This window comes from Aeromonas media (genome assembly GCF_020423125.1).
GTDB classification, from domain to species: domain Bacteria; phylum Pseudomonadota; class Gammaproteobacteria; order Enterobacterales; family Aeromonadaceae; genus Aeromonas; species Aeromonas media.
This window is the reverse complement of sequence record NZ_CP075564.1, coordinates 1873275-1899194: the sequence shown is the minus strand read 5'-3', so window position 1 is coordinate 1899194 and position 25920 is coordinate 1873275. Positions and strand designations below refer to the sequence as shown.

Below are 25920 nucleotides of genomic sequence, written 5' to 3'. Positions count from 1 at the left end.
AGGTTCGAATCCTGCAGGGCGCGCCATTGATGTGACTCTTCACTCGAAGAGCGACATCGAAGGCAGATTTCAGTGGTGGCTGTAGCTCAGTTGGTAGAGTCCCGGATTGTGATTCCGGTTGTCGTGGGTTCGAGCCCCATCAGCCACCCCATTATTGCCTGTTAGTGCTGAATCAAGCCGACAGGAGCAAGCCTGACTTGCCATGAACCGGGCATCTGATGCCCTCATCAAAACCGGCCTTGCGCCGGTTTTTTTGTGCCTGTGCCCCAGACCCACCATCTGCGCCGAGCGCTCCGCTTCCTCTTTTATACTCTTTGTCTCCCTGCCCAGGCTCCCTCACGCTTGTCTCTTTGCTGGTCAGTCAGCGTCACGCCAGCCCGCCAGCTTTGTCACGTCGCCTGACCAGATCACAGAAATGAGTGGGGTCATCACGGCTCCCGATGTATCCCTGCTCCCCATGACACAACGCAAGCTTCAATGTTGATGGCCGTGATATGGATAAAAACCAGGCAGGTCCCTTGCCTACTTCCCTCATGAAGGGCGAGCAGCCACTTGCGCCAGGCAGCAGCATCACAAGTTGCCGCCTCTCCTGAAGCGAGGGGAAGACGGGCAGAACGTAAATAGATTGTTAAACTAGATGGTCGTGATTCATCTTTTCGTAATCCACTCACTGCACAATAACGCAATAGATTGAAAATAAAGGGGTTATTGATAAGAGCCCGATCAACTGCAGACGGTTCTCCTGCCATGACCTCACACAGCACAGTGGAAATCTTCCCATACTAAGTGTCAGCAACGTACATGCCCTCCAAGGAGAGACTGAGATGAGTGAAGAAAGCAAATGCCCCTTCAACCACACCGCCGGCGTAGGCAGAACCAATCGTGATTGGTGGCCGAACCAGTTGCGGCTGGATCTGCTGCACCAGCATTCCCCCAGCTCCGATCCCATGGACAACGATTTCAACTATGCCGAGGCATTCAACAGCCTCGACTACAAGGCACTCAAGAAAGATCTGGTCAAGCTGATGACCGACTCCCAGGAGTGGTGGCCGGCGGATTTCGGCCACTATGGTCCCCAGTTCATCCGCATGACCTGGCACGCCGCAGGCACCTATCGCATCACGGATGGTCGTGGCGGCGGTGGTCGCGGCCAGCAACGCTTCGCTCCCCTCAACAGCTGGCCCGACAACGTCAACATCGACAAGTCTCGCCGCCTGCTCTGGCCCATCAAGCAGAAGTACGGCAACAAGATCTCCTGGGCCGATCTGCTGATCCTCGCCGGCAACGTCGCGCTGGAGTCCATGGGCTTTAGAACCTTCGGATTTGGTGGCGGCCGCCCGGATGTGTGGGAGCCGGATCAGGACGTCAACTGGGGTGACGAGATCGCCTGGCTCGGGGTCGACCCCGACCGGGTCAAGGGCGACCGCGAGCTCGCGGCCCCCTTTGGCGCCACCCACATGGGCCTCATCTACGTCAACCCCGAAGGTCCCAATGCCAGCGGCGACTACATGGAGGCGGCCAAGGACATCCGCTCCACCTTCGGCCGCATGGCCATGAATGACGAAGAGACGGTCGCCCTCATTGCCGGTGGCCACACCTTCGGCAAGGCCCATGGGGCCGCACCGGAATCCCACAAGGGGCCCGAGCCGGAAGCCGCCCCCCTCGAAGCCCAGGGCCTGGGCTGGATGAGCGACTACGGCAGCGGCCACGGCAAGGACACCGTCTCGAGCGGCCTCGAGGTGACCTGGACCAAGACCCCTGCCCTTTGGAGCAACAACTTCTTCGAGAACCTGTTCAACTTCGAGTGGGAGCTCACCAAGTCACCGGCGGGCGCCAAGCAGTGGGTGGCCAAGGATGCGCCCGAGATCATCCCCGATGCGCATATCCCGGGCAAGTTCCACAAGCCGACCATGCTGACCACCGACCTGACCCTGCGCTTTGACCCCGAGTTTGGCAAGATCTCCCGCCACTTCTATGAGGATCCCCAGGCCTTCGCCGATGCCTTTGCCCGCGCTTGGTACAAGCTGACCCACAGGGACATGGGCCCCATAGCACGCTACCTGGGGCCGGAAGTGCCCAAGGAGGAGCTGATCTGGCAGGACCCCATCCCCGCCGTCAATCACCCCCTGGTCGATGACAAGGATGTGGCCGCCCTCAAGGAGAAGATCCTGGCGGCCTCCCTGACCGTCGCCGAGCTGGCATCCACTGCCTGGGCTTCGGCATCCACCTTCCGCGGCTCTGACAAACGCGGCGGCGCCAACGGTGCCCGCATCCGCCTGGCCCCGCAGAAGGATTGGGCAGCCAACCAACCGGCACAACTGGCCAAGGTGCTCAAGACCCTCGAAGGGATCCAGCATGGGTTCAACGCCTCGGCCACCGGCGGCAAACGGGTATCCCTCGCCGATCTGATCGTGCTGGCCGGCGGCGTCGGTGTCGAACAGGCGGCCAAACTGGCGGGGGTCACAGTAACTGTGCCCTTCACGCCGGGTCGCATGGACGCCTCCCAGGCCCAGACGGATGTGGACTCCTTCGCTGTGCTCGAGCCCCTCGCCGACGGGTTCCGCAACTACGGGAGCGAGTGCGCCGCCTTCGCGGAGACCATGCTGATCGACAAGGCGCAGTTGCTCACCCTGAGTGCCCCCGAGATGACGGTGCTGGTGGGCGGCATGCGGGTGCTCGGCACCAACGTCGGCAACTGCCACGGGGTCTTTACCTCTGCCCCCGGCACCCTCTCCAACGACTTCTTCGTCAACCTGCTCGACATGGGCACGGAGTGGAAACCTGCAGCAGGAGCCAAGGGCATCTACGAGGGGAGTGATCGCAAGACAGGCAAGGTCAAGTGGACCGGTACCCGCGTCGATCTGGTGTTCGGCTCGAACTCCCAGTTGCGGGCCCTGGCGGAGGTCTATGCCAGTGCGGACGGGAAAGAGAAGTTTGTGAAGGACTTTGTGGCGGCCTGGGCCAAGGTGATGAACCTGGATCGCTTCGATCTCGCCTGACCCGCATCCCCTGCATGTCGCCTGGCCTGCTTCAAGGGACATGCGTGAGGGATGACCGGGCACCACAAAACAGAAACCCGACCATAAGGTCGGGTTTTTATATTGGCGGCGGGTCTGGATTGACCCGGACTGCCCTACCCCTTGTCGAGCGTGAGTCAGAACCGAGCCGCCCATCAGCAGATAAAGTCAAAGGGCCTGTCTTGCGACAGGCCCTTTGACTTTATTTGGCGGTGAGGGAGGGATGATTCGCCACTTCGTGGCTCACCCCTTCGGGGCGGCCTCTGGCCGTTCATCGCGGCAAGCCGCTCTGCTCGAACCCGGCGAGGGTTCTCACCCTCCCTCTATGCGTATCAGGGAACACGGTAACCCAGATGCAAAAAACCGACCCTGAGGTCGGTTTTTCAATTTGGCGGTGAGGGAGGGATTCGAACCCTCGATACGTTGCCGTATACACACTTTCCAGGCGTGCTCCTTCAGCCACTCGGACACCTCACCAAATTTTCGACCGCTGTTTAACGTGTTCAATCTCCACGTGATGTTCTGCACTGTTGCGCCGGAACGGGGCGTAATTTAGGGGAAAGCCCCGCCGGCGTCAACGGCTTTTTGGCTGCTGCGAACCGTTCGCACATTAAACGCGCAACTCAGTGCACAGATTCCGGTGCGACCTGGATCTCCGGCAGATTGAGGAAGCCGAGGCGTTCACATTCGGACACCACTTCATGGGTCGCCGCCGTGGTGCTTTCGACAAACAGCAAGAACTGCTCGACGGAGAGACCGGCCTTGGTAAAGACGGTATGGCCCACGACGAGACGCGGCAGGTTGTCATCTATGATGTCGAGGAACACCTTGAGGGACGGGTATTGCATGTTGAGACGACCCAGCTCGGCCACCAGGGGCAGCAGGGATGAGGGGCGCACCTCCAGTTCGGATGAAAACAGCAACCCTTCCTCTTCCACGAAGATCCGGCTCTCCTGGATGCCCTCGACGGACTGCAGGGAGACCATGTGGATGCCGTGGCACTGATCGCACACATAGTGCTCGATCCGGGCCTGCTGCAGCCAACGCATTATCATTTCAGAGCTGGGGATATTCATCATTTTCACGAACACAATAAGGATCAAGGGGCGCAGTCTAAACCAATTTTCCGACAACCAAAAGCGCACAGGCGGGATCACCCCTGGTCTCGCTTCTTTTTGGCAAGCGCTATGCATATACTCAGCCATTCTCGCACCACACTCGCCTCCACAGAAGGCCCGATGACCATCCAAGAAAAGTATCGCCTGCACCTCAAATCCCTCTCGGATGAACTGCTCGCACTGCAAAAACCCATTCGCATCCTGGATGCCATCAAGTGGCCCCGCCACCTGCAGACCGAGTTTCTCGCCAAGGGCGGACGAGTGCTACCCGCCATCGATGCCGACTTCTATCAGGCCCTCCCCCTCGATTTCGATCCTCGCAACAAATACCTGGAGCTCAAGGAGCTGAGGGACAGGATCCGCAGAAAGCTGGGGCCGCAGGATGATCTCGGCCGGATCCTGCAAGAGACGGTGGATCAGTACATGGTGGTGATCGAGATGCTGCGCCAGCGCGGTCAGCCGGACTTTCAGCGCTACAGCCAGTTGTTGTACGGCTCGGCGAGCGATCATCTGCGCGGGGATCGCAAGACGTTAAAGGAGCTGGGAGCCCGCCTGTGCGACATCTTCTCCCTACCCGGCGCCCGCCACCTGGTGCGCCCCTACCCCAAGGAGTTCGAGGGGGAAGCCGCGGTGGCCAAACTGCAGGGCAAGCTGTCGAACTACTTCAGCGACGGCACAGTGCAGGTCAAGCTGAGCGATGGCATCGTATCCGATGCCGCCGCCGGGGGGGATTACATCAAGCTGAGCGCCCACGCCCGCTTCTCTGAGCTGGACTTGCAGGTATTGGAGGTGCACGAGGGCTGGGTGCACGTCGGCACCACCCTCAACGGCCGCCAGCAATCCTATGCCACCTGGCTGGGGGCCGGCTCGCCGCGCATCACTGCCTGCCAGGAGGGGCTGGCTGTGCTCATCGAAACCCTCACCTTCAGCTCCTTCCCGGACAGGGCCAAGCGCATCTCGGATCGGGTGATGGCCATCGACATGGCGGAGCGCGGCGCCGACTTCATCGAGGTGTTCCGGCACTTCGTCGAGAAGGGTGCCAGCGAACACGATGCCTACAAGATCACCCAGCGAGTGTTTAGGGGCGGCATGGTCGAGGGAGGCGCCTGCTTCACCAAGGATCTCTCCTACGTGAGAGGTTATGTGGAGACGGTCAACTTCATCCGCAGCGCCGTGCTGGAAGGGGTGCCGGAGATCCTGCCCATGCTGTTCGTCGGCAAGGTGACCCTGGACGACATCCCTGTGCTCTATCAGCACTATCTGGAGGGGCTCATCGATGCCCCCCGCTACCTGCCCCCGATGTTTCGCGATCTCACTGGTCTCTATGTCTGGTTCGGCTTTGCCTCCGGCATGTCCCTGGTGGATATAGGCCGGGTACAGCAACATTTTCGCCAGCTGTTCCACCGCCTGCCGGTGGCCGACCCCATCATAGCGCCGGTAGACATAGAGATAGACTGAACCGCTCGTCGACAAAAAAGGGCGCCCACGAGGCGCCCTTATTCATGGCGCTGTCCCAATTACGTGTTGGAAGACTAACCTTGGAGTAGGTCATCACCTTGAGGGCCTCCATCATGGATACCCAAGCCTTCCAACATCTCCTTACCCTGTTCCCGCAACTCTCTGTCCGACAACGACATATCGCTCAACGTGAGTTGCAGCAACCCAGCTTGCCTTCTCGCATTAACGCCTTGCTACCGGATTGCCCTGCTTGTCCCCATTGTCATGCACAGCCAGACCAGCTTGCTCCCTGGGGCTGGACTCGGGGGTTACGGCGTTACCGTTGTAAACAATGCTTGCGGACCTGCTCTACCTTGACCAAGACGCCATTGGCACGCCTGAGAAAATCCCAATGCTGGCAAGCCTATGCCCAGGCGCTCATCGACGGTCTAACCGTCAGAGCAGCGGCTCGGCGCTGTGGGGTCAGCAAGAACACCGCCTTCCTGTGGCGCCATCGCTTTTTGCGTGCCATGGCGGAGCATCGGGCCGACCATGAAGGCGGGATTGTGGAAGTGGATGAGACCTTCTTTCTTGAGTCCTTCAAAGGCCAGCATGTCTGGTCACGACCAGCCCGACAGCGAGGTGGCAAAGGGCGAACCCGAGGAACGGGACCGGATTACATCCCGGTGGTCGTGGTGCAAGACAGGGAAGGCCATCTGGCCGATTTCCAACTGGAGCAACTGGATGCCAGGCATGTGAAGGCGGTCCTGGCGCCGCTAGTCGACAAGGATGCGGTGCTGTGCAGTGATGGGGCAGGCGTGTATGCGAGCTTTGCCCGTAGCCAGGGATTGAGCCATCAGGTGCTGCATAACCGGGCGGGACAGCGAGTGATAAGCGGTGCTTACCATATCCAGCATGTGAACGGGTATCACCGCAGGCTAAAGGAATGGATGGAGCGATTTCACGGTGTCGCGACGTCTTACTTGAAGCATTATCTGGGTTGGCGGCGGATGCTGGAGCGTTATCAACGAGGGATAGACGTCAGGTGTTGCTTGCATGAGGCGCTAGGGCGCCCCATGCAACACGTAATTGGGACATAGCCTTATTCATGCTGCGGACTTACTTGTAAGCCCGTCCTTCCAGATAGTGCTTGCGACAAAGCGACACATAACGGTCGTTGCCTCCTATCTCCACCTGCTCGCCGTCGCGCATCACCTGCCCCGCCTCGTTGACCCGCGAGTTCATGTGCGCCTTGTTGCCGCACCAGCAGATGCTCTTGAGCTCCTCGAACTTGTCCGCCAGGCAGAGCAGGTGGTAGGAGCCGGGGAACAGCTCACCGCGAAAATCGGTCTTGAGGCCATAAGCGATGACCGGGATCTTGAGTTCGTCGACGATGCGGGCCAGCTGGTAGACCTGCTCGCGGGTCAGGAACTGCGCCTCGTCGACGATGAACACATCGATATGGCGATTTGCATGGCGCGCCTTGACCATCTCGAACAGATCGCAGCTGTCACTGAACACCTCCACCTTCAGCTCCAGCCCGACTCGGGCGCTGATGATCCCCGGCCCGAAGCGATCGTCGATGGCAGGGGTCATGGCCAACGGAACCATGCCGCGCTCCAGGTAGTTGAAGTGGGCCTGAATGAGCTGGGTCGACTTGCCCGAGTTCATGGTGGCGAATTTGTAGTGCAGTGAAGCCATGATGGGGTTCCGAAACGGGATTGATGGGGCGCATGCTAACCAAAGCACCTGCCAAAACCAAGGGGCCCGTGGGCCCCTTGTTCTCTTTATGCGACGGCCAGGGCGCGCTGCACCCGAGCCTTGCGCAAATGGTAACCGGAGAAGATCAGGAACCAGAGTCCGCTGACCGTGAAGCCCGCCAGCACAGAGTGCATCATCCCCATGACCAGGTAACCCATGGCCGCACCGAAGGCGATGGCCAGCGCATAGGGCAGCTGGGTCATCACGTGATCGATGTGATGGCAGCCGGCGCCGGTGGCCGAGAGGATGCTGGTACTGGAGATGGGCGAGCTGTGATCACCGAACACCGAGCCGGCCAGCACAGCGGCCAGCATCGGCAGCATCAGGCTGATGTCGCTGGCGGCGGCCATGTCGCCGGCGAGCGGCAGCATGATGCCGAAGGTACCCCAGCTGGTACCGGTGGCAAAGGCCATGGCGCAGGAGAGGATGAATACCACAGCCGGCAACACTTCGATCGGCAAGTTGCCATTGGCCATGGAGGCCAGGTACTTGCCGGTCTCAACGTCACGCACCACGGCACCTATGGTCCAGGCGAACAACAGGATGTTGATGGCGGGCAGCATGGCCATGATCCCTTGCGGAGCCGCCTTCATCCAGTTCTTGGCACCCAGCTTGAGGCGCATGGCCAGACCGATGGAGACCACCAGACTGCACAGGGCGCCATAGACCAGGGAAGAACCGACGTTGGTATTCTCGAACGAGCCGAGCACGCTGAATGGCAGGCCTTTGTCGGCCAGCACGGCCGCGCCGGAATCGATCATGAAGTAGACGGTTGCCAGGGTCAGGGTCAGGATCGGCAGCACCATGTCGATCATGCCGCCATTGCTCTCCTCCGGAGACTCCATGTCCAGCCCGATGGGACGCCCCTTGGACTCATCCCACAGCTTGCCTTCCAGCGCCCACTGCTCGTGTTGACGCATGGAGCCGATGTCGAGCTGGAACGCGATCACCACCAGCACCATGATCAGGGTGAACACGGCGTAGAGGTTCATCGGGATCATCTCGACGAAGGCCGAAATGGGGCTCTGATCGGTCAGGCCATGGGCCGCCATGATGCCCCCCACCAGGGCGATGATGTAGGCGCCCCAGGAGGAGATGGGCATCAGCACGCAGACCGGTGCCGCAGTGGAGTCCAGCAGATAGGCCAGCTTGGCGCGGGAGATCTGGAAGCGATCGGTGACCGGGCGGCAGATGGCCCCTACCGACAGGCTGTGGAAGAAGTCGTCGATGAAGAAGGCAAAGACCATCATGCCGGTGAGGGCCTTGGCCCCCTTGCGGGTCTTGGCGCGGCGCTCGGCCCACTCGGCGAAGGCCCGGGTCGCCCCGGAGACGCTCATCAGGCTGATGAGGCCCCCCAGCAGCAACATGAACAGGATCATGTTGACGTTGTCCCGGTTGAGCGCACCGTCGACCCAGAAGATCTTGAGCACAGTGTTCAGCATGTAATGCAGGGATTCGAGGGGGGAGAACTGGTTGAGCAGCAGACTGCCGGCGACTATGCCCACCCCCAGCGACACCAGGACGCGGCGGGTAATGATCGCAAGGGCGACGGCCAACAGGGGGGGAACGACAGACCAACCGGAGTCGGCGTAATGAACGATGTCCATGATCTCTTTGCACCTAAAGACAACAGGTGGAGATCTACCGAGAGGATCAAAGAAACAAAACCCAGGGCGGGCATACTCCTCAGCCCCTTCAGGTAGCGCTCCATAGTGGATGACTATGGCAGTCCTGCACCTGTTCGATGCAGAACCAGCAACCCGGTATGATGGCCTGGTCACTTCGGCGCCGACTCCTTTCATCGAGCATCGCAGGCATCACCCTCCGCTCGGTTACTCATAGGCAGCGCGCCTCTACTTAAAGGTATTCGCGGCACATTTTATCGAGCCACGGATTGATAGCAAGTTTTTTGATTAAATTTCAAGGCTTGTGTGGCGAAAAGCGGAAAAATGGTAGTCAAATGGTTCATAAAATACGATGCGGTCGATATTTTCATCTGCTCGGAACTCATTCGGAAATGAAACTCCTGCAATGAGAATAAAGCGGGTGTCGTGAATAATTTCCGGACTTTATTTATCTGCCTAATTAATTATTTTGGCAGGCTTGACTTGGTGCCAATCCCCCCTATAAATTATCGAAAAACCAGCCCTTCCCATTAATATTTCTGCTCGCGTGGTAGCTAATATGAACGAATTTCTGAAAATTCTGCTGAATATCCGTAGTCTGCGCGCAGCCTGCCGCGATTTGTCCCTGGAGCAACTGGAAGAGGGACTGCAGAAATTGTCCGAGGTGGTCGCCGAGCGCCAGCAAGATGAATCTGCCGAACGCCAGGCCCGTGAAGAACATCAGAAGAAAATTGCCGAATACGCCGAAATGTTGAAAGCCGCAGGGATAGATCCTGCTGAATTGGTGGGCACAGTTACCACCGAGAGCACCAAGGCCAGCAAAGGCAAACGTGCCCCCCGCCCCGCCAAATACCGTTATCTGGACAATGGTGTGGAAAAAACCTGGACCGGCCAGGGCCGCATGCCCTCCGCCATTGCCAAGGCCGTGGCCGAAGGCAAATCCGTGGAAGACTTTGCCATCTGATCTGAAGCACAGTCCCGCCCAATAAAAAACCTCGCCAGGCGAGGTTTTTTATTGTTTCCATGCCGGGCATCTCAGCGCCTGTCTGCCGCCTTGACCCAGAGCACTTCCGGGGTGCCGGCAGAGACCAGCAAGTATCTAGCCACCGTGAAAAACCAGTCACTTAGCCGATTCAGATAGGGCAGGATCGCCGGGTTCACCTGCTCTTCCCGGCTCAAGCCGAGCAGCAACCGCTCACAGCGACGGGTCAAGGTGCGCACCACATGGGCCTGCGCCGCCGCTCGTGATCCGCTCGGCAGAATGAAATTGCGCAATACCGGCAACTGGACGCTGTAGGCGTCAATCTGTTGCTCCAGCCGCGCCGTCCAGGCCTCATTGACCTGCCACAGAGAGGCATTCTGCGCCTCGCTGGAAAACGCCAGCTCTCCACCCAAATCAAACAGCTCCTGCTGCAGCAATATGAGTTGAGCCAATAATGCCGGCTCATTCTCGGGTATTTCGGCCATCAGCAGACCTATCTGGGAATTGAGCTCGTCAATGGCGCCATAGGTCTCAACCCGCCGATCATCTTTTGCAAGGGAGGAGCCATCAGCCAGCCGCGTGAGGCCCTTGTCCCCTTGCCGGGTATATATTCTCATTCTGACATCCTGTTAATAATGGGAATAATCATGGACTCCAGTCCATTGAGTTTTATCTCGTACGCCAGTGCCAGGGTTTGGCCCAGCGCACCAGCCGGAAAACCGCTGCGCGCCATCCATACCAGATAGGGCTCCGGAATATCGATGATGCGTCGCCCCTGATATTTACCGTAGGGCATCTTGCCCGCCAGGGTGAGCAATACCCGCTCATCGGAGAGTCTGTCCATATCAATCGATATTCAGATATTTATGGGTCTGGATGGAGAGCCGCCAATTACGGGCGATGCAGGTGGCCATGGCCAGCTCGGTGGCCCTGGGCTTCTGACTGATGGGCTGCAATGCGATCACCACGTCGGGACGCAGGCTGGCCGTGGCCAGCAGGGCATCGAGCTCCTCGATGTGGCGCTCGGTGGCCACCGGATGCTTGATCTCGTTGGCCCTCTCCAGAGCCGATACCAGCACAGGTAAGCCCCCCTTCATGCCGATCTTGGGGGAGACGGTGACCCAGGTCTCCCCGTGGGTCAGGATCTCGCTGGTACCACTGGTTTCGATCTGTACCTGATATCCCGCCGCCAGCAGGGCCGACGAGAGTTCGTGCAGATCGTAGAGACAGGGCTCGCCACCGGTCAACACCACATGGCGCGCCCGGTAACCCAGGGTCTCGAAGCTCCCCAGGATCTCCTCCGTACTCATCTTGCTCCAGCCATCGGACTCGTTGGAGCGATCAAGCACCTCGCGACTGCCCACCTCACGAGCAGGATCCACCACCCAGGTATGGCGGGTGTCGCACCAGGGGCAGCCCACAGGGCAGCCTTGCAGGCGAACGAAGATGGCGGGCACGCCGGTGAAGACGCCCTCCCCCTGGATGGTCTGGAAGATCTCATTGATTGGGTAGTGCATCTCGGTCACGGCTTGCTGCAAAAGGCGCGGATTATACCCCAAACCCGGGGAAGAGACAGGCTCACAATCCGGTTTTCTTGTGCAAGCGGGCCATGACGCCAACCCTGTCGGCCAGATACTGATTCAGACCGCGGCTTCGCAGCTCGCAGGCGGGGCAAGTGCCACAGCCATCCCCCTGGATGCCGTTGTAGCAGGTGAGCGTCTGTTGGCGCACCGTCTCGAGATGGCCATAGTGATCCGCCAGCGCCCAGGTTTCCGCCTTGTCGAGCCACATCAGGGGGGTCTCGAAGCGAATGGCACGATCCAGCCCCAGCGACACCGCCTGATTGAGGGCCTTGACGAAGTCGTCGCGGCAATCGGGATAACCGGAGAAGTCGGTCTCGCACACCCCGGTGATCAGGGTGTCGGCGCCGACCTGATAGGCATAGATGGCCGCCAGAGTCAGAAACAATATGTTGCGGCCCGGCACGAAGGTGTTGGGCAGGCCGTTGTCCTGCAGCTCACCGCTGACCGGGATGTCATCCCGAGTCAGGGCCGAGACGGCCAGCTCACCCAGCATGGTCACATCCATCACCTTGTGGGCGGCAATCCCGAGCTGCCCGGCCAGGCGGCGAGCAGTCTCGATCTCCTCCCGATGACGCTGGCCATAGTCGAAGGTGATGGCGTGCACTTCATCATAGAGAGCCAGGGCCTGTACCAGGCAGGTGGTACTGTCCTGACCACCACTGAATACCACGACGGCTTTTTTCACGTTCATCACTCCTGTTTGCAATTCAGATTCAAGCGCGGCGACCTTGGGCAAAGTCATGCCACTGCCGGTTCAACTCGGTAAAGAGGTTCATCAACGGGGCGAAGCGCTCGGGCTCCCCTTCCCACTGGGATAACAGATGGTAGCCCGCCTCCAGGGTCGACAGCGCCTCGGGAAACGGCTTCTTGCGAATGGAATATTGCCCCGCCATGGCACCGAGGGTGATCCTCGGCAACCCCAGCAGGGCCGGGTTGCTGTGCAACATGCGATAGGCCTTGCGCCAGGTGCCATCGAGCAGGATGAAGTGCACCTCTCTGGCTTGCCCCCTACCCTCGCGCACCTGCGCCAGGGTCAGAGCCTCATCATCGGGCCACAGCAGATAGCACTGCACCTTGGGGTCGGCGAGCAGGGCATTGAGCCAGTCGGCATCGGCGAAGTTCTCCCCCACGTGAATGCGGGCATGGCTGAGGGAGGCGGCCAGCAGGGCGGCCGTTCCCTTGGGGTGGGCGACCTCGTTGGGGTGCTGCAGGATATGGAGCGGTGCAAGGTGGGGCACCTGTTGGATATATTCACACAGGCAGGCTTTGAGGGCTCGGGCACAGCGTGTACAGTATCGGCTCTCTCTGTCGTTGGGTTGTTTCATGTTGTCAGAAAAATCGGGTCTGCTCTGGGTCATCACGCTTTCGCTCGTCACTGCCTTGCTCTTCTTCACCGTACCGAACCACCTGCTCTCCTTCGATCGCGACCTGATCGACAAGGGCGAAGGGTGGCGTATCATAACAGGCAATCTGGCCCACACCAACGGATGGCACCTATTGCTCAACCTGAGCGGACTTGCGGTGCTCTACAGCCTGTTTCGTGAATACCTGACTGGCTGGCGCCTGCCCGTGCTGCTCCTGCTGCTGGGAACGGCCGTCGGGCTCGGGATCTGGTGGTGGTGCCCGCAGACCCAATGGTACATGGGGCTCTCCGGCCTGCTGCACGGCTTGTTCGTGTGGGGGGCCATGCAGGATATCCGCTATCGTCGCTACTCGGGCTGGCTCATGCTGCTTGGCATCGTCATCAAGCTCGGGCTGGATTTTTACAGTGCGGGAGAGAGCCCTGTCTCTGCTCTCATTGGCGCCAGGGTGCACATAGAGTCGCACCTCATCGGCTCGGCTTCCGGCCTGCTGCTCGGCCTCTTCCCCATCGGCCTGGGTGTGCAGACCGTCAAGCCCTGATCCTCTTCAAGTAAACGCGGTCACCCGCTCGCAGCCGCGCTCAGCGTACCATCAAAATGTAACAGGCCGGATCTGCAATCCGGCCTATGGTCATCCAGGAGTCGGCCCGTTATCGGCAGAGCTCGGCGTTGATCGCCCCCAGCACGGCGGCAGGATCCGCCGCCTGGGTAATGGGGCGCCCAATCACCAGATAGTCGGCTCCCGCCTCCACCGCCGCCAGCGGCGTCATGACCCGGCGTTGATCCCCGGCAGCGGCTCCGCTCGGGCGAATGCCCGGAGTCACCAGCTTGAAGTCAGAGCCGAGCAAGGTTTTCAACGCACTGGCTTCCTCGGCGGAGCAGACCACGCCGTCCAACCCTGCCGTCTTGGCGAGGGTGGCCAACCGGATCACCTGCTCGGCCGGGCTCACATCCAGACCCAGCGGCGCCATGTCGGACTGCTCCATGCTGGTCAACACGGTCACCCCGATCAGCAGGGGGGCCTTGTCACCATAGGGCAGCAGCGCCTCTCTGGCCGCGCGCATCATGCGCTCGCCGCCGCTGGCATGGACGTTCACCATCCATACCCCCAGCTCGGCACTGGCGGCTACCGCCTTGGCAACCGTGTTGGGAATATCGTGAAACTTCAGATCCAGGAACACGTCAAAGCCCTTGGCCACCAGCTGGCGCACGAACTGGGGGCCAAACAGGGTAAACATCTCCTTGCCCACCTTGAGGCGGCACTCGGCCGGGGAGATCTGTTCAATGAAGGCGAAGGCATCGGCTTCGTGCTGATAATCCAGCGCGACCAGTACTTTGGGGTCTTGCATGTCACTTCCTATGGGTTGTTATGCCACATCCAGACTGCGATCAACGAGTCGATTGCAGTCTGGCATCTTAATCACTTGGGTGTCCTTGCTCACGCCTGATTCGGCTTGCCGCCTCCGCTCGTATACGGGTTTTCTGTGACGAAGGGCTATTCCCCATCCAGGCCACGGATAGGCTTGATCGAGCCCCACTGCCGGCAGGAGGGACACTGCCAGAACAGCGAATGGGTGGCAAAGCCGCACTGGCGGCACTTGTGGGTCGATTTTATCTTGATCTGTTCGCCGACCAGCTGCTGCAGCAGCTCCAGACTCTCCTTGGCAGGCCCTTCCTCTGCGCTCGCCAGCTGAAAGCCGACCAGCTGGTAAAACCCCTTCATGGAGGGATGGCGCCGCAGCTGGCGCAGCACCAGGGCGCGAGCCTGGCTCAGGCCGTCGCGCGCCTCCACCAGGTTGGCCAGGGCCAGGGTCACGCTGACGCCGGCATGATCCTCCACCGCCTTCTCCAGCAGCGGGATCAGCTCCTGGGTACGGCCAAGCTGCTGATAGCAATCGAGCAGCCTGGGCATGGCCTCGGAGGCAAAATCCATGTCCTGTTCGAACACCCGCAGCAGATCCTTGCTGGCCTCCTCGAACTTGCCCTCCTCCATCGACAGATCGGCCAGTCGCAGGCTGGCCCGAGCACAGCCAGGGTGGGCTGCGAGCGCCCGCTTGAACTTGGCGATCCCCGCCCCCTTGTCACCGTCGCGCAAGGCGCTCTCCGCCTGCTCGCAATAGAAATGGGAGATGGGCTCCGCCAGCTTCTTGCCCTGGAATTTCTGCAGCCGAATGGCGACCTCAATGGCCTTGTCCCAGTCACGCAGCTGTTGATGGATTATGAGCAACTGCGCCAGGGCCGTCTCTTCAAAGTCGCTGTCTTCGCACAGCTCCTTCCAGAGCGCTTCGGCCCGGTCCAGCAGGCCGGCAGCCAGGAAATCCCGGGCCAGCTCCTGCAGTGCGAGCTGACGCTGCTCCCGGGTCAGCTGGCGGGCGACCAGGTTCTGGTGGATCTTGATGGCGCGATCGACCTCCCCCCGCTGACGAAAGAGGTTGCCGAGGGAGAGATGGGTTTCGATGGTTTCGCTGTCGACTTCCAGCAGCTGGATAAAGAGATCCACCGCCTTGTCAGACTCGTCAGACAGCAAATAGTTTAGGCCCGCCACGTACTGGCGGGAAAACTGGTTACTCTGTTGCTGGGTGTCCTGGCGAACACTCCTGCGTCCCATGTACCAGCCATAACCAGCGGCAATCGGCAACAGCAGGAAAAGCAGTTCAAGCATCGAGGGACATTATTCCTTGGCTGGCGACCGGGCTAGCTCCAACTCACGGGATTGACGACGCATGGTGCGACTGAGGGTGCGGTTTTGCAGTTTCAAACGCAGGAAGAGCAGACCGAACACCAGCCAGCCCAACAGGAAGCCACCGGCAAAGAAGAACCCCAGCAGCATGGAGAGAGAGAACTCCCCCTGGGCGATGAGATAGTTGAACTGCACCAGCTGGCCATTTTGCGAACCGATGGCGAGGGTCAGTACAAACACCAGCACCAATGGGATGAGGGCCAAGATACGCTTCATAAGATCTCCCTGTCTGTAGCTAATGAGAGACTGATTATCCTTAAAATCACAGGCAGACTCTAGAGCGAATGGGAAAAGACTGCGAGAAACCTGACAAATGACATATCTAAAGACGTAAAAATAAAAAAGGCATACCCAGGTATGCCATTTTCTGCATTATTCGATGATGTTCACGCGTTCGCGTAACTCTTTACCTGGCTTGAAATGCGGGACATATTTCCCGGTCAGTTCAACCTTGTCCCCAGTCTTGGGGTTGCGACCCACGCGGGGCGCACGATAGTGCAGCGAGAAACTTCCAAATCCTCGGATTTCAATCCGGTCGCCGTTTTGCAAGGTCGATGCCATCTGCTCAAGGATCTCCTTGATGGCGGCTTCGACATCTTTGGCCGGCATATGCATGCGGCTGGCAGCCAATTGTTCGATGAGATCTGATTTGGTCATAAGGTTAAATCTCCTTCCCCGATCACATGCAATTTTCATTATGCCAAGATAAAAAAGGGCGGCGTGAAGCCGCCCTTTTCTTGCATCAAGGATTACTCACCCTTGGCGGCTTTGAACGCTTCCATCATGGCATTGCTGAACACAACTTCTTCTTGTTGGTTCAGGCTGTCGATGGCAACACGCTCGTCAGCCTCGTCCTTGGCACGGACAGACAGGCTTACGGTGCGGTTCTTGCGATCAACACCCATGAATTTGGCTTCAACTTCGTCACCGACAGACAGCACCAGAGTGGCGTCTTCTACACGGTCACGAGCAGCGTCGGAGGCACGCAGGTAGCCTTCCACGCCGTCAGCCAGTTCGATCACGGCACCCTTGGCATCAACCTCGGTAACCTTACCCTTCACGATAGCACCTTTCTTGTTGTCAGACAGGTACTTGTTGAACGGGTCTTCTTCGATCTGCTTGACACCCAGGGAGATGCGCTCGCGCTCCGGGTCCACTTGCAGAACAACGGCTTCGATTTCGTCGCCCTTCTTGAATTCACGTACTGCTTCTTCGCCCTGGTTGTTCCAGGAGATGTCAGACAGGTGAACCAGGCCGTCGATGCCGCCGTCCAGACCGATGAAGATACCGAAGTCAGTGATGGACTTGATCTTGCCGGAAACACGGTCGCCCTTGGCGTGAGTTTCGGCAAACAGCTGCCACGGGTTGGATTTGCACTGCTTCAGACCCAGGGAGATACGACGACGCTCTTCGTCGATGTCCAGAACCATCACGTCAACCACGTCGCCAACGTTAACAACCTTGGACGGGTGGATGTTCTTGTTGGTCCAATCCATCTCGGATACGTGTACCAGGCCTTCAACGCCTTCTTCGATTTCAACGAAGCAGCCGTAGTCGGTCAGGTTGGTCACGCGGCCAGACAGACGGGTGGTCTCCGGGTAACGCTTGGCGATAGCAACCCAGGGATCTTCGCCCAGCTGCTTCAGACCCAGGGATACACGGGTACGCTCGCGGTCGAACTTCAGAACCTTGACTGCGATCTCGTCACCAACGTTGACGATTTCGGAAGGATGCTTAACGCGCTTCCACGCCATGTCGGTGATGTGCAGCAGGCCGTCAACGCCGCCCAGATCTACGAATGCACCGTAGTCGGTCAGGTTCTTGACGATACCCTTAACTTCTTGACCTTCTTGCAGGTTGGCCAGCAGGCTTTCGCGCTCGGAGGTGTTCTCGGTTTCGATCACGGCGCGACGGGAAACAACAACGTTGTTGCGCTTCTGGTCCAGCTTGATGACTTTGAACTCGAGTTCTTTGTTTTCCAGGTGAGCGGTGTCACGGATCGGACGCACGTCAACCAGAGAACCCGGCAGGAAGGCACGGATGCCGTTCAGCTCAACGGTGAAACCACCCTTGACCTTGCCGTTGATGATACCGATAACGGTAGCTTGCTCTTCGTATGCCTTCTCAAGCTGCAGCCAGGCTTCGTGGCGCTTGGCTTTTTCGCGGGACAGCTTGGTTTCGCCGAAACCATCTTCGATAGAGTCCAGAGCCACGTCAACGGTGTCGCCTACGTTGATTTCCAGCTCGCCCAGGGCGTTCTTGAACTCTTCAGCAGGAATGGCAGACTCAGATTTCAGACCGGCGTCAACCAGTACAAAACCGTTCTCGATAGCAACGACGGTGCCCTTGACGATGGAACCTTGACGGGTTTCAACGGCGTTCAGGGACTCTTCAAAGAGTTGAGCAAAAGATTCGATCATTGTTTGTGTCACAAATGAAACATCCACTCGCAATCCGGCACAAGCGGGGTTGTTTTAAATTATCTGCGCCATCCATGGTGCAGACGACTGACATCAGCTGGTGCTGACATCACCAAGTTGTTGCTCCGCATAGGCGAGTACCGTTGCCAGTACGTCATCTATGGTCATAGACGTTGAGTCTACTACAAGCGCATCTTCCGCGGGTTTCAGGGGGGCAACGGCGCGATTTCTGTCGCGATCGTCACGGTCCCGAATCTCGGTTAAAAGACGCTCAAAGTTAACATCAAAGCCCTTATCTTGCAACTGCTTATAGCGGCGCTGTGCCCGCTCCTCGGCGCTGGCATCGAGGAAAATCTTCACCTCGGCCTCGGGGAAAACCACAGTACCCATGTCACGGCCATCGGCAATGAGGCCAGGCAACTGACGGAAGGCGCGCTGGCGACGTAACAGGGCCTCACGCACACGGGGGAAGACGGCGACCTTGCTGGCGGCATCGCTCACTTCCTGGGAGCGGATGGTGCGGGAGACATCTTCCCCTTCCAGCACCACCTTGACCTGTCCACCATCGACCTGGAACTGCACGTCCAGATTGGCGGCCAAGGGAACCAGCGCGGCTTCGGCGTCGAGCTCCACATCGTGGTGCAAGGCTGCCAGCGCCAGTACCCGGTAGATGGCACCGGAGTCGAGCAGGTGCCAACCCAGTTTCTCTGCCAACAGCTGGCACAGGGTGCCTTTACCGGCACCACTCGGGCCATCAATTGTCATCACGGGGGCCATCTGAGGCATAATCTTTCTCCTGCGCACTCGGCATGTTGACTGGTTGCCCGCATCCCTGGCGGGAGGGGGTAATGGGCGCCGATTATACCCGAATGCACCGGCACTGGCAGTTGTCGAGGCGCACAATTGCGCAAAAGCCGTCGCGATTGCGCCTATTATGACCAGTCGAGTGGATCATTCCTGAATACAAGCTTTTGTTCTTATGGTTGTTAGGGATGAGGCACGTTAAACTAGCCGCCTTTTTCAAGCAGCTGTAGTCAGGAGCAACCCTATGAGCAGCATTACTCTCGTAGCCAAATCCAAGTTGCCGACCCCTTGGGGTATCTTCACGCTGGTAGGCTTTCAGGAAACCGGCACAGGCAAGGATCACGCCGCGCTGGTGATGGGCGATATCGCGGACGGTGAGCCCGTGCTGGGCCGAATTCATTCCGAGTGTCTGACCGGGGACGCCCTGTTCAGCCTGCGCTGCGACTGCGGCTTCCAGCTGCAGGCAGCCATGGAGAAGATCGCCAAGGCCGGTCGCGGCGTCTTGCTGTATGTCCGTCAGGAAGGCCGTGGCATCGGCCTGCTCAACAAGATCCGCGCCTATCATCTGCAGGATCAGGGCGCCGACACCGTCGAGGCCAACGTGGCGCTTGGTTTTGCCGCCGACATGCGCGATTACACCATCTGTGCCGATATGCTGAAGGCCTTGGAGGTCAAGAGCCTGCGCCTGATGACCAACAACCCGCGCAAGCTGAAGGCGATGGAATCCTTTGGCATTCCGGTGGCCGAGCGCGTCCCCCTGCAGGAGGGTCGCAATCCCCACAATGAGTTCTATCTCTCCACCAAGGCCAACAAGCTGGATCACCTGTTCAAGAAGTGATAGCTCGCAGCCTGGCACCGGCATGAAAAACGCCTCCATCGGGAGGCGTTTTTGTTGGCGATCTTGCTGCCCTAGACGCCGTCTTGGGCTGGCTCTGGATTGGCCTGGGCCAACAGGAAATCTCGCAGCGCCCGGTTGGCCATGGAGAGGGGATCCCCCCGCCGCCAGGCTACGCAGAGATCGAGGAAGATGGGCGGAGCAAAGGGGATCCCGCTGAGAGTTGTCTCCTCCTCCAGCGCCATGCGCAGGAAGGTGGTCACGGCGAACCCCTGCCGCACCACCGCCTTGAGCAGGGGGATGAGGTTGCTCTCGAATGCGATGTTGGGCTCTATCCCCAACTCCTGTGCCAGCGCCTCCATGTGCTCTCTGTGGTAGAAGCCCCGCCGGAACATGGCGAGCTCCTGGCTGAAAAACTGCGGCAGCGAGACGGCATCGGCCCGGCGCAGCGGGTGCTCCTCCCCCACCACCATCAGCATCTCTTCGCGCAAGAGCTGGGCCCCCTCCAGCGCTGGCGGCAAGTCGCTGGTGATGAGGATGGCGAGATCCAGGCTGCCGTCCACCATGCGGCTGAGCAGCTCCCGGGTGCCCGCCTCCTCCACCCGGATCCTAAGGCCCGGATAGCGATGCTTGAAGGCCATCAGGATCGGTGGAAAGTAATAGGAGCCCATCATGTAGGGGATGCCGATGCGCACCTCCCCACGCTCCAATCCCTTGAGCTCGGCCATCTCCGCCTGTGCCTGGTGCATCTGCAGCAGCAGCCGCTCGGCATGACGGCAGAGCACCTCTCCCTCCGGGGTGAGTCGCACGCTGCGATCCTGCCTGTCGAACAGGCGCAGATCGAGTTGTTGCTCCAGCTTGGCGATGGCCATGCTGACGGCCGGTTGCGCCACGTGCAGGCCCTGGGCGGCCTTGGTAAAGGAGCCTGCGTCTCGCACCGCCAGCAGGTAACCTAGCTGCTTCAGATCCATATCAATTCCATTTATCAGACTGATAACTTAAATATATTATATTTATATAAGGCGACCCACTACTCTGCACAAAAGTCGTCGGGACAACTCCATATGATCGAAGTAGGCAGCCGCGAATGGATACGCGCCACCCTGGCCCTCAGCCTGGGCTCCTTCCTGGTCTTTCTCAATCTCTATCAGACCCATCCCCTGCTGCCCCTGCTGGCAGAGGTGTTCTCCGTCAGCTCCCTGTCGGCGGGCTGGACCCTGGCGGGCTGCACCGCCGGGCTCGCAGGATCCCTGCTCATCTGCGCCCGTCTGGCGGACAGGTTCGGGAGACGGCGGATCATGCTGTGGACCTTGACCTGCGCCATCCTGCTCTCCCTGTGCATTCCCTGGGTGACCTGCTTCGATCTGCTGGTGTGCCTGCGCGTGCTGCAGGGGGCCTTGCTGGCCGGGCTGCCGGCCACCGCCATCGCCTACATGGGAGAGGAGTTCAGCAAACGCGCCCTGCTCTCGGCAGTGGGGGTCTATATCGCCGCCAACTCCCTTGGCGGGATCGCCGGCCGGGTGGTCGGGGGGCTCTTGGCGGGCTGGTTCGGGGACTGGCAGCACACCTTCCTCGGGATCGGGCTCATCAGTCTCGCCCTGCTGCCCCTGGTCATCTGGCTGCTGCCGGCCCAGACCCGCTTCGTGGCCGTGGAGGCCGCCCCCGGGCAACTGCGCCGCGCGATCCAGAGCCACCTCGGCAACCCCTTGCTGCTGGGGGCCTACCTCATCGGCGGGCTCAACTTCATGGTGTTCCTGAACCAGTACAGCTACCTCACCTTCCTGCTGGCCAAGGCCCCCTTCTCCCTGCCGACCCAGTGGCTCGGCATGCTGTTTCTGACCTACCTCACCGGCACCCTCGCCTCCTCCCTGAGCGGCCGCTGTGCCAACCGCTGGGGCGCCCAGCGCCTGCTGCTGGCGGGGATAACCCTGATGGCGCTCGGCAGCCTCGCCCTGCTGCAGGGCACCCTGGCCGCCATCATAGGGGGTCTGCTGGTCTCGAGTTTCGGCTTCTTCCTCGCCCACGCCTGTGCCAGCGCCTGGGTCGGCCAGCACGTGGAGCACAACCGGGCCCTGGCCTCGTCGCTCTATCTGGTGGGGTATTATCTGGGGGCCAGCCTGGGGGGGCTTTACTTGCATCCCTTCTGGGAGCGGGGGGGCCTCTGGGGATTGGTGCTCGGCATCGAGCTGGTTCTGTGCGTCACCGCCGCCTTGAGCCTTTGGCTCGGTCATCTCAAGGGGCGCGCGGCGCCGCCCCTTGCCAGTCACGCCCCGTCACGGTGATGACAGGGCTCTCGACTCACAGGCCGTCGTAATAGCCCGCCGGCACCGGCACCACGGCGCCGCTGTGCAATTCCTCGTCGATCACCTCGCTCAAGGGGCGCAGGTGAAACTTGATCTGCCCCGACGGCAGCATCAGCCCCACATCAGGATTACGCCCGTCGCCCATGTTGGCCGTCTTGAATGCAAGCCCGGGATGGGCGGCCACCAGCGCTGGCAGTGAGGGCACCACCAGCTCTATGTGCTCCAGCCCCGCCCGATGGGCGCGGCCCGCCTTGGGGGCGGCCAGCTCGATGCAAGGGACAGTGACCTGCTGCCAGCAGACGGGTTGATGCAGACGATAGGTGGCGATGGGGCGGCCCCCTATCATTCCCTCCACCAGCAGCACCCCATGACGCGCCAGCGTCTCTTTCAGGGCAAGGTATTCCGGCAGGGTGGCGGCGCGGTAGCAGAGATGATCCACCTGGGGGGCCTCGCACTCTCCCATGAGGGCGTGCATTTCAGTGAGCAGTTGGCAAACGAATGGGGCCATGGGCCCCAGCGTGGTATCCAGTGGATGAGACATGATCACCATTTCTTCTTGGGTTGGAACAGGACATCGAGCTCGTCCGCTTCTTTGTCCTTGATGTTTTGCAGCTCCTTCTCGCTGTGCTGCTGCAGATGCTCTTCCAACTGGCGCATCCCCTGGCGCATGTCCTCTTCCCGCGCCAGCAGGTAGGGATCCTTGTCGGAGACATTGGCCAGGGCGCCTAGCCCCTTGGTATAGAGCTGACGACAGGTGCCGTACTGCCCCTGGATCTGGGCATCCATGGCCCGCTTGATCAGGTTGGCGATGTTGATCTTGAGCTGCATCAGCTCGAGGCGGCGATCCTCCTGGGCGAACCCCTGGGGATCTATCTTGCCCTTGTTGTGCTCGACCCGCAGCACGGCCCGCATCTTCTTGGCCAGTTGCAACATCTGGATCGCCTGACGGTCGGACTCCGGGGTCTTGAAGTGCCCCTCGTCCTGACTGCTGTAGTTCTCCTGCACATTCTTGATCTGGGTCTGGACGTCGATGATGCGCTGCTTGACCTGGGGGTTCGGCATGACCTGCACTATGGCGCGGTAGGCATCCAGGATCCGGTGTTGCAGCAGCAGCACCATGTTCTTGGAGAAGGGCACCAGGTTGACGTTCAACAGCACCTCTTCGGTCTCGTCCGCCACAGCCTTGTGGCGGGCGATGGCCTGGCGCTTGTCGGCTTCCGCCTTCTGTTTGTATTGCTGCACCACGTTATAGGCGATGACCAGAAACAGGAGTGCGCCAATCGACAGCAATATCAAGGTTAAAATCATAGGGTATTCACACTCCTGTCCCAATCCAATTGCGTGATCCTACAACAGCTTACCCGCATAGGGTAGCGCCCAGATCGCACCTTGCCTCACAACAACGCAAGGGAGTCGCGGCAAGGGCGATGCCCGGGGCCTCATGCTCCATATCGCCCGCCGCCCCCATTACTTGAGGCAAAAACCCTTCGACTGGAGGAATCCCAGCATGAAGGGACGCGCCTCCTTGCCGAGGATGGACTTGATCTGTCCGCTCCAGGTCTGCACCTTGTTGTTGCTGCTGCGGGCCAGGTAGTAGTCGTGGATTTGACTGTCGTATTGCGCCAGCAGAGCGCGATCGAGCGTCTCTGGATAGCGGTTCTCGTGCACCACCAGCGCGCGGGGCAGCCGCGGCTTCTGCTCCGGCTGCTGGGCGGGGTGGCCCAGGCAGAGGCCGAACAGCGGGATCACCTGATGGGGCAACCCCAGCAGCTCGCTCACCGCCGCCGGGTTGTTGCGAATGCCACCGATGTAGACGCCGCCCAGGTCTAGGGACTGGGCCGCCAGCAGGGCATTCTGGGCCATCAGGGCCCCGTCGATGGCACCGATCATGAGCTGCTCCACGAAGCCGGTCTGGGCCTCCGGCACTATCTGGCTGTGGCGCTGATAGTCGGCGCAAAACAGCAGGAACTCCGCCGCCTCGGCCACGTAGGCCTGGTGCCCGGCCAGCTCGGCCAGGGTGGCGCGCAGCCCCTTGTCCGTCACCCGGATAATGCTGTTGGCCTGCAGGAAGCTGGAGCTGGAGGCGCTCTGGGCGGCGTTCAGTATCTGATCGAGTTGCGAGGCGCTGATGGGCTCAGGGGTGAACTGACGAATGGAGCGATGGGAAAGGATGAGATCTATGGTCGGGTTCATGGTGCCTCCAAAATGAAGGTCACACTGTACCCAAAAAAAGCGAGGGGCCCAAGGCCCCTCGTCACCCTCAGGGGGCAGGATAGACATAGGGGGCCTGCAGCCCGAGCGGGAAGCCCAGCGCCCAGTAGAGCAGCAGGAAGCCGGTCCAGCTCACCAGGAAGGCCAGTGAGTAGGGCAGCATCATGGAGACCAGGGTGCCGATGCCGGTGCTCTTCACATACTGCTGGCAATAGACCACCACCAGGGGGAAGAAGACCATCAGCGGGGTGATGATGTTGGAGGCGGAATCCCCTACCCGATAGGCGGCCTGGGTCAGCTCAGGGGAGATCCCCACCGCCATCAGCATGGGCACCAGAATGGGGCTGATGAGTGCCCACTTGGCCGAGGCCGACCCCACCACCAGGTTGACGCTGGCGGTGAGCAGTATCATGCCGACTATGGTCACCTCCCCCGGCAGCGCCAGGGCGTGAAGCACCTCGGCGCCGGAGAGGGCCAGCAGGGTCCCCAGGTTGGAATCACCGAACGCCTTGATGAAGAGGGCGCAGAAGAAGGCCATCACCATGTAGGAGCCCATCTTGTTCATGGTGGCCGACATGGCATCGATCACATCCTTGCCGCTCTTGAAGCTCCCCGCCACGAAGCCGTAGACGATGCCGGGCAGGATGAAGAGCAGGAAGATGAGGGGCACGATGGACTTCATCACGGGCGCCGCGAAGGTGGTGAGCGATCCATCCGGTGCCCGCATCGGCGAGTCGTCCGGGGACAGGGCCAGCCCCAGCAGCACCATGGCTGCCAGCATGGCAAACCCGGCCCAGTTGAAGGCCCGGCTCTCCTGCGCGCTGTAGCGCCCCATCTCGTCGGCACTCTCCAGATCCTCGTTGAGGGGCACCTGCTTGAGACGCGGCTCCACTATCTTCTCGGTGACAAACCAGCCCACGCAGATGATCAGCAGGGAGGAGGCGCCGGTGAAGATGATGTTGCACAGGGTGTTGACCATGTAGTCGGGGTCGAGCAGTTGGGCCGCTGACTGGGTGAACCCCTGCAGCAGGGCATCCCCGCCGGAAGGCAGGAAGTTGGCGGCGAAGCCACCGGAGACTCCGGCAAAGGCCGCGGCTATGCCCGCCAGCGGATGACGGCCCGCCGCATGGAAGATGATGCCGCCGATGGGGATCACCAGCACATAGCCCGCATCTGCCGCCGTATGGCTGACGATGGCCACCAGGATCAGCATGGGGGTCAGGAAGCGCGCCGGGGTGACCTTGAGCAACTTCTTCAGGCCGGTGTTGATGAAGCCGGACTGCTCTGCCACCCCCACCCCCAGCATGGCCACCAGCACGATGCCAAGGGGCGCAAAGCCGGTGAAGGTGGTGACCATGCTGGCGAGAAACTCGGCCAGCCCAGCCCCGGTCAACAGGTTGTTGACCACCACGGCCTCCCCGGTGCGGGGGTTGACCAGATCGAAGGAGAACTGGGAGCCTATCCAGGAGCCGACCCAGACGATCAGCAAGGCATAGAGGAACAACATGGCGGGATCCGGCAGCTTGTTGCCCGCCTTCTCGACCCCGTTCAGGAAGCGGTTCAACCAGCCATTGGGACTGGCCGGACGCTCGTTCACTGCGGCTTGACTCATTATGGTGATACTCCATGACCAAGGAATGAGCGCGCATACTAGCGATAACGTCTAATGAATCCCATGATATTAGACAAAAACTCGATTAATTATGTTTAATTTGGCATGTCA

General features: G+C 60.1%; 26 protein-coding genes, 2 tRNA genes, 1 other RNA gene and 1 riboswitch. Of the genes, 8 read left to right on the top strand and 21 right to left on the bottom strand.

Annotated elements, in window-relative coordinates; all coding sequences use genetic code 11:
- Positions 1 to 75 precede the first annotated feature (75 nt).
- Together KI797_RS08800 and katG are read left to right on the top strand one after the other, a co-directional pair.
- Positions 76 to 151, top strand: a tRNA-His gene (locus KI797_RS08800).
- Positions 152 to 824: 673 nt separating this feature from the next.
- Complete coding sequence (katG, locus tag KI797_RS08795; protein ID WP_226172610.1) at positions 825 to 2999, top strand: catalase/peroxidase HPI; 2175 nt, start codon at positions 825 to 827, stop codon at positions 2997 to 2999.
- A 225-nt stretch (positions 3000 to 3224) separates the two neighbouring features.
- On the opposite strand, the gene KI797_RS08790 is transcribed toward katG, so the two are convergent.
- The 3 genes from KI797_RS08790 to KI797_RS08780 form a co-directional block, all read right to left on the bottom strand.
- A non-coding RNA gene (locus KI797_RS08790) (RtT sRNA) lies at positions 3225 to 3353 on the bottom strand.
- A 53-nt stretch (positions 3354 to 3406) separates the two neighbouring features.
- Positions 3407 to 3494 (bottom strand) — tRNA-Ser (locus KI797_RS08785).
- 146 nt (positions 3495 to 3640) lie between these two features.
- Positions 3641 to 4096 (bottom strand): type III secretion system chaperone family protein, encoded by a 456-nt coding sequence (locus KI797_RS08780; protein WP_161507131.1) that lies wholly within the window; start codon positions 4094 to 4096, stop codon positions 3641 to 3643.
- 159 nt (positions 4097 to 4255) lie between these two features.
- Between KI797_RS08780 and KI797_RS08775 the strand changes: the two genes are divergently transcribed.
- A complete protein-coding gene (locus KI797_RS08775) occupies positions 4256 to 5593 on the top strand; it encodes a flavohemoglobin expression-modulating QEGLA motif protein (protein WP_226172607.1) in 1338 nt (445 codons plus the stop codon).
- Positions 5594 to 5706: 113 nt separating this feature from the next.
- Entirely contained in the window at positions 5707 to 6672 is a 966-nt protein-coding gene (locus tag KI797_RS08770; protein ID WP_226170148.1) for an IS1595 family transposase, read from the top strand.
- Between the two features lie 19 nt (positions 6673 to 6691).
- Here KI797_RS08770 and KI797_RS08765 read toward each other — a convergent pair whose 3' ends face one another.
- The gene (locus KI797_RS08765; RefSeq protein ID WP_226172603.1) at positions 6692 to 7273 is read right to left on the bottom strand and encodes a thymidine kinase; all 582 of its coding nucleotides are present in this window, start codon (positions 7271 to 7273) and stop codon (positions 6692 to 6694) included.
- A gap of 86 nt (positions 7274 to 7359) precedes the next feature.
- Entirely contained in the window at positions 7360 to 8940 is a 1581-nt protein-coding gene (locus KI797_RS08760) for a Na+/H+ antiporter NhaC family protein (RefSeq protein WP_226172600.1), read from the bottom strand.
- Between the two features lie 85 nt (positions 8941 to 9025).
- Positions 9026 to 9197: riboswitch (Lysine riboswitch) on the bottom strand.
- A gap of 320 nt (positions 9198 to 9517) precedes the next feature.
- Here KI797_RS08760 and KI797_RS08755 point away from each other — a divergent pair.
- Positions 9518 to 9922, top strand: coding sequence for an H-NS family histone-like protein (locus tag KI797_RS08755; RefSeq protein ID WP_226172597.1), 405 nt, complete (start codon positions 9518 to 9520; stop codon positions 9920 to 9922).
- Between the two features lie 71 nt (positions 9923 to 9993).
- Here KI797_RS08755 and KI797_RS08750 read toward each other — a convergent pair whose 3' ends face one another.
- The 5 genes from KI797_RS08750 to KI797_RS08730 form a co-directional block, all read right to left on the bottom strand.
- On the bottom strand, positions 9994 to 10557 hold the full coding sequence (locus KI797_RS08750) for a cob(I)yrinic acid a,c-diamide adenosyltransferase (protein WP_226172594.1): 564 nt from the start codon (positions 10555 to 10557) through the stop codon (positions 9994 to 9996).
- On the bottom strand, positions 10554 to 10784 hold the full coding sequence (locus tag KI797_RS08745) for a DUF3820 family protein (protein ID WP_005327834.1): 231 nt from the start codon (positions 10782 to 10784) through the stop codon (positions 10554 to 10556). The genes KI797_RS08750 and KI797_RS08745 overlap by 4 nt, the downstream gene beginning before the upstream one ends.
- Before the next feature lies 1 nt (position 10785).
- Positions 10786 to 11457 (bottom strand): 7-carboxy-7-deazaguanine synthase QueE, encoded by a 672-nt coding sequence (queE, locus tag KI797_RS08740; RefSeq protein ID WP_226172591.1) that lies wholly within the window; start codon positions 11455 to 11457, stop codon positions 10786 to 10788.
- Between the two features lie 61 nt (positions 11458 to 11518).
- Positions 11519 to 12208, bottom strand: a complete 690-nt coding sequence (gene queC, locus KI797_RS08735) for a 7-cyano-7-deazaguanine synthase QueC (protein ID WP_041206906.1) — start codon at positions 12206 to 12208, stop codon at positions 11519 to 11521.
- A gap of 28 nt (positions 12209 to 12236) precedes the next feature.
- Positions 12237 to 12881 (bottom strand): tRNA-uridine aminocarboxypropyltransferase, encoded by a 645-nt coding sequence (locus tag KI797_RS08730; protein ID WP_226172589.1) that lies wholly within the window; start codon positions 12879 to 12881, stop codon positions 12237 to 12239.
- On the opposite strand from KI797_RS08730, the gene rrtA reads away from it, so the two are divergent.
- Positions 12847 to 13425 (top strand): rhombosortase, encoded by a 579-nt coding sequence (rrtA, locus tag KI797_RS08725; protein WP_226172586.1) that lies wholly within the window; start codon positions 12847 to 12849, stop codon positions 13423 to 13425. The two genes, KI797_RS08730 and rrtA, sit on opposite strands and share 35 nt — an antisense overlap.
- A gap of 109 nt (positions 13426 to 13534) precedes the next feature.
- Here rrtA and pyrF read toward each other — a convergent pair whose 3' ends face one another.
- The 6 genes from pyrF to cmk form a co-directional block, all read right to left on the bottom strand.
- Positions 13535 to 14233 carry an orotidine-5'-phosphate decarboxylase gene (gene pyrF, locus KI797_RS08720; RefSeq protein WP_042649708.1) on the bottom strand — a complete coding sequence of 233 codons (699 nt, stop codon included), beginning with the start codon at positions 14231 to 14233 and terminating at the stop codon, positions 13535 to 13537.
- 146 nt (positions 14234 to 14379) lie between these two features.
- On the bottom strand, positions 14380 to 15546 hold the full coding sequence (lapB, locus tag KI797_RS08715; RefSeq protein ID WP_042649707.1) for a lipopolysaccharide assembly protein LapB: 1167 nt from the start codon (positions 15544 to 15546) through the stop codon (positions 14380 to 14382).
- Between the two features lie 9 nt (positions 15547 to 15555).
- On the bottom strand, positions 15556 to 15840 hold the full coding sequence (locus tag KI797_RS08710; RefSeq protein ID WP_005327818.1) for a LapA family protein: 285 nt from the start codon (positions 15838 to 15840) through the stop codon (positions 15556 to 15558).
- A gap of 156 nt (positions 15841 to 15996) precedes the next feature.
- Entirely contained in the window at positions 15997 to 16281 is a 285-nt protein-coding gene (gene ihfB, locus KI797_RS08705) for an integration host factor subunit beta (RefSeq protein ID WP_005299934.1), read from the bottom strand.
- Positions 16282 to 16373: 92 nt separating this feature from the next.
- A complete protein-coding gene (rpsA, locus tag KI797_RS08700; protein WP_005327816.1) occupies positions 16374 to 18044 on the bottom strand; it encodes a 30S ribosomal protein S1 in 1671 nt (556 codons plus the stop codon).
- A 93-nt stretch (positions 18045 to 18137) separates the two neighbouring features.
- Entirely contained in the window at positions 18138 to 18830 is a 693-nt protein-coding gene (cmk, locus tag KI797_RS08695; RefSeq protein ID WP_005327815.1) for a (d)CMP kinase, read from the bottom strand.
- 262 nt (positions 18831 to 19092) lie between these two features.
- On the opposite strand from cmk, the gene ribA reads away from it, so the two are divergent.
- Positions 19093 to 19686: a GTP cyclohydrolase II gene (gene ribA / locus KI797_RS08690; RefSeq protein ID WP_005327814.1), complete on the top strand. Its 594-nt coding sequence runs from the start codon at positions 19093 to 19095 to the stop codon at positions 19684 to 19686.
- Between the two features lie 71 nt (positions 19687 to 19757).
- On the opposite strand, the gene KI797_RS08685 is transcribed toward ribA, so the two are convergent.
- On the bottom strand, positions 19758 to 20654 hold the full coding sequence (locus KI797_RS08685) for a LysR family transcriptional regulator (RefSeq protein ID WP_226172583.1): 897 nt from the start codon (positions 20652 to 20654) through the stop codon (positions 19758 to 19760).
- A 93-nt stretch (positions 20655 to 20747) separates the two neighbouring features.
- Here KI797_RS08685 and KI797_RS08680 point away from each other — a divergent pair, with 93 nt between their 5' ends.
- Entirely contained in the window at positions 20748 to 21965 is a 1218-nt protein-coding gene (locus KI797_RS08680; protein ID WP_226172581.1) for an MFS transporter, read from the top strand.
- 16 nt (positions 21966 to 21981) lie between these two features.
- Here KI797_RS08680 and KI797_RS08675 read toward each other — a convergent pair whose 3' ends face one another.
- The 4 genes from KI797_RS08675 to KI797_RS08660 form a co-directional block, all read right to left on the bottom strand.
- Positions 21982 to 22536: a VOC family protein gene (locus KI797_RS08675; protein ID WP_226172579.1), complete on the bottom strand. Its 555-nt coding sequence runs from the start codon at positions 22534 to 22536 to the stop codon at positions 21982 to 21984.
- The gene (locus tag KI797_RS08670) at positions 22530 to 23294 is read right to left on the bottom strand and encodes a hypothetical protein (protein WP_042650272.1); all 765 of its coding nucleotides are present in this window, start codon (positions 23292 to 23294) and stop codon (positions 22530 to 22532) included. Before KI797_RS08670 ends, KI797_RS08675 begins: the two co-directional genes overlap by 7 nt.
- Before the next feature lie 159 nt (positions 23295 to 23453).
- Positions 23454 to 24179: an oxygen-insensitive NADPH nitroreductase gene (gene nfsA / locus KI797_RS08665; protein WP_226172577.1), complete on the bottom strand. Its 726-nt coding sequence runs from the start codon at positions 24177 to 24179 to the stop codon at positions 23454 to 23456.
- A 67-nt stretch (positions 24180 to 24246) separates the two neighbouring features.
- Complete coding sequence (locus KI797_RS08660; protein WP_226172576.1) at positions 24247 to 25809, bottom strand: AbgT family transporter; 1563 nt, start codon at positions 25807 to 25809, stop codon at positions 24247 to 24249.
- Between the last annotated feature and the right edge of the window lie 111 nt (positions 25810 to 25920).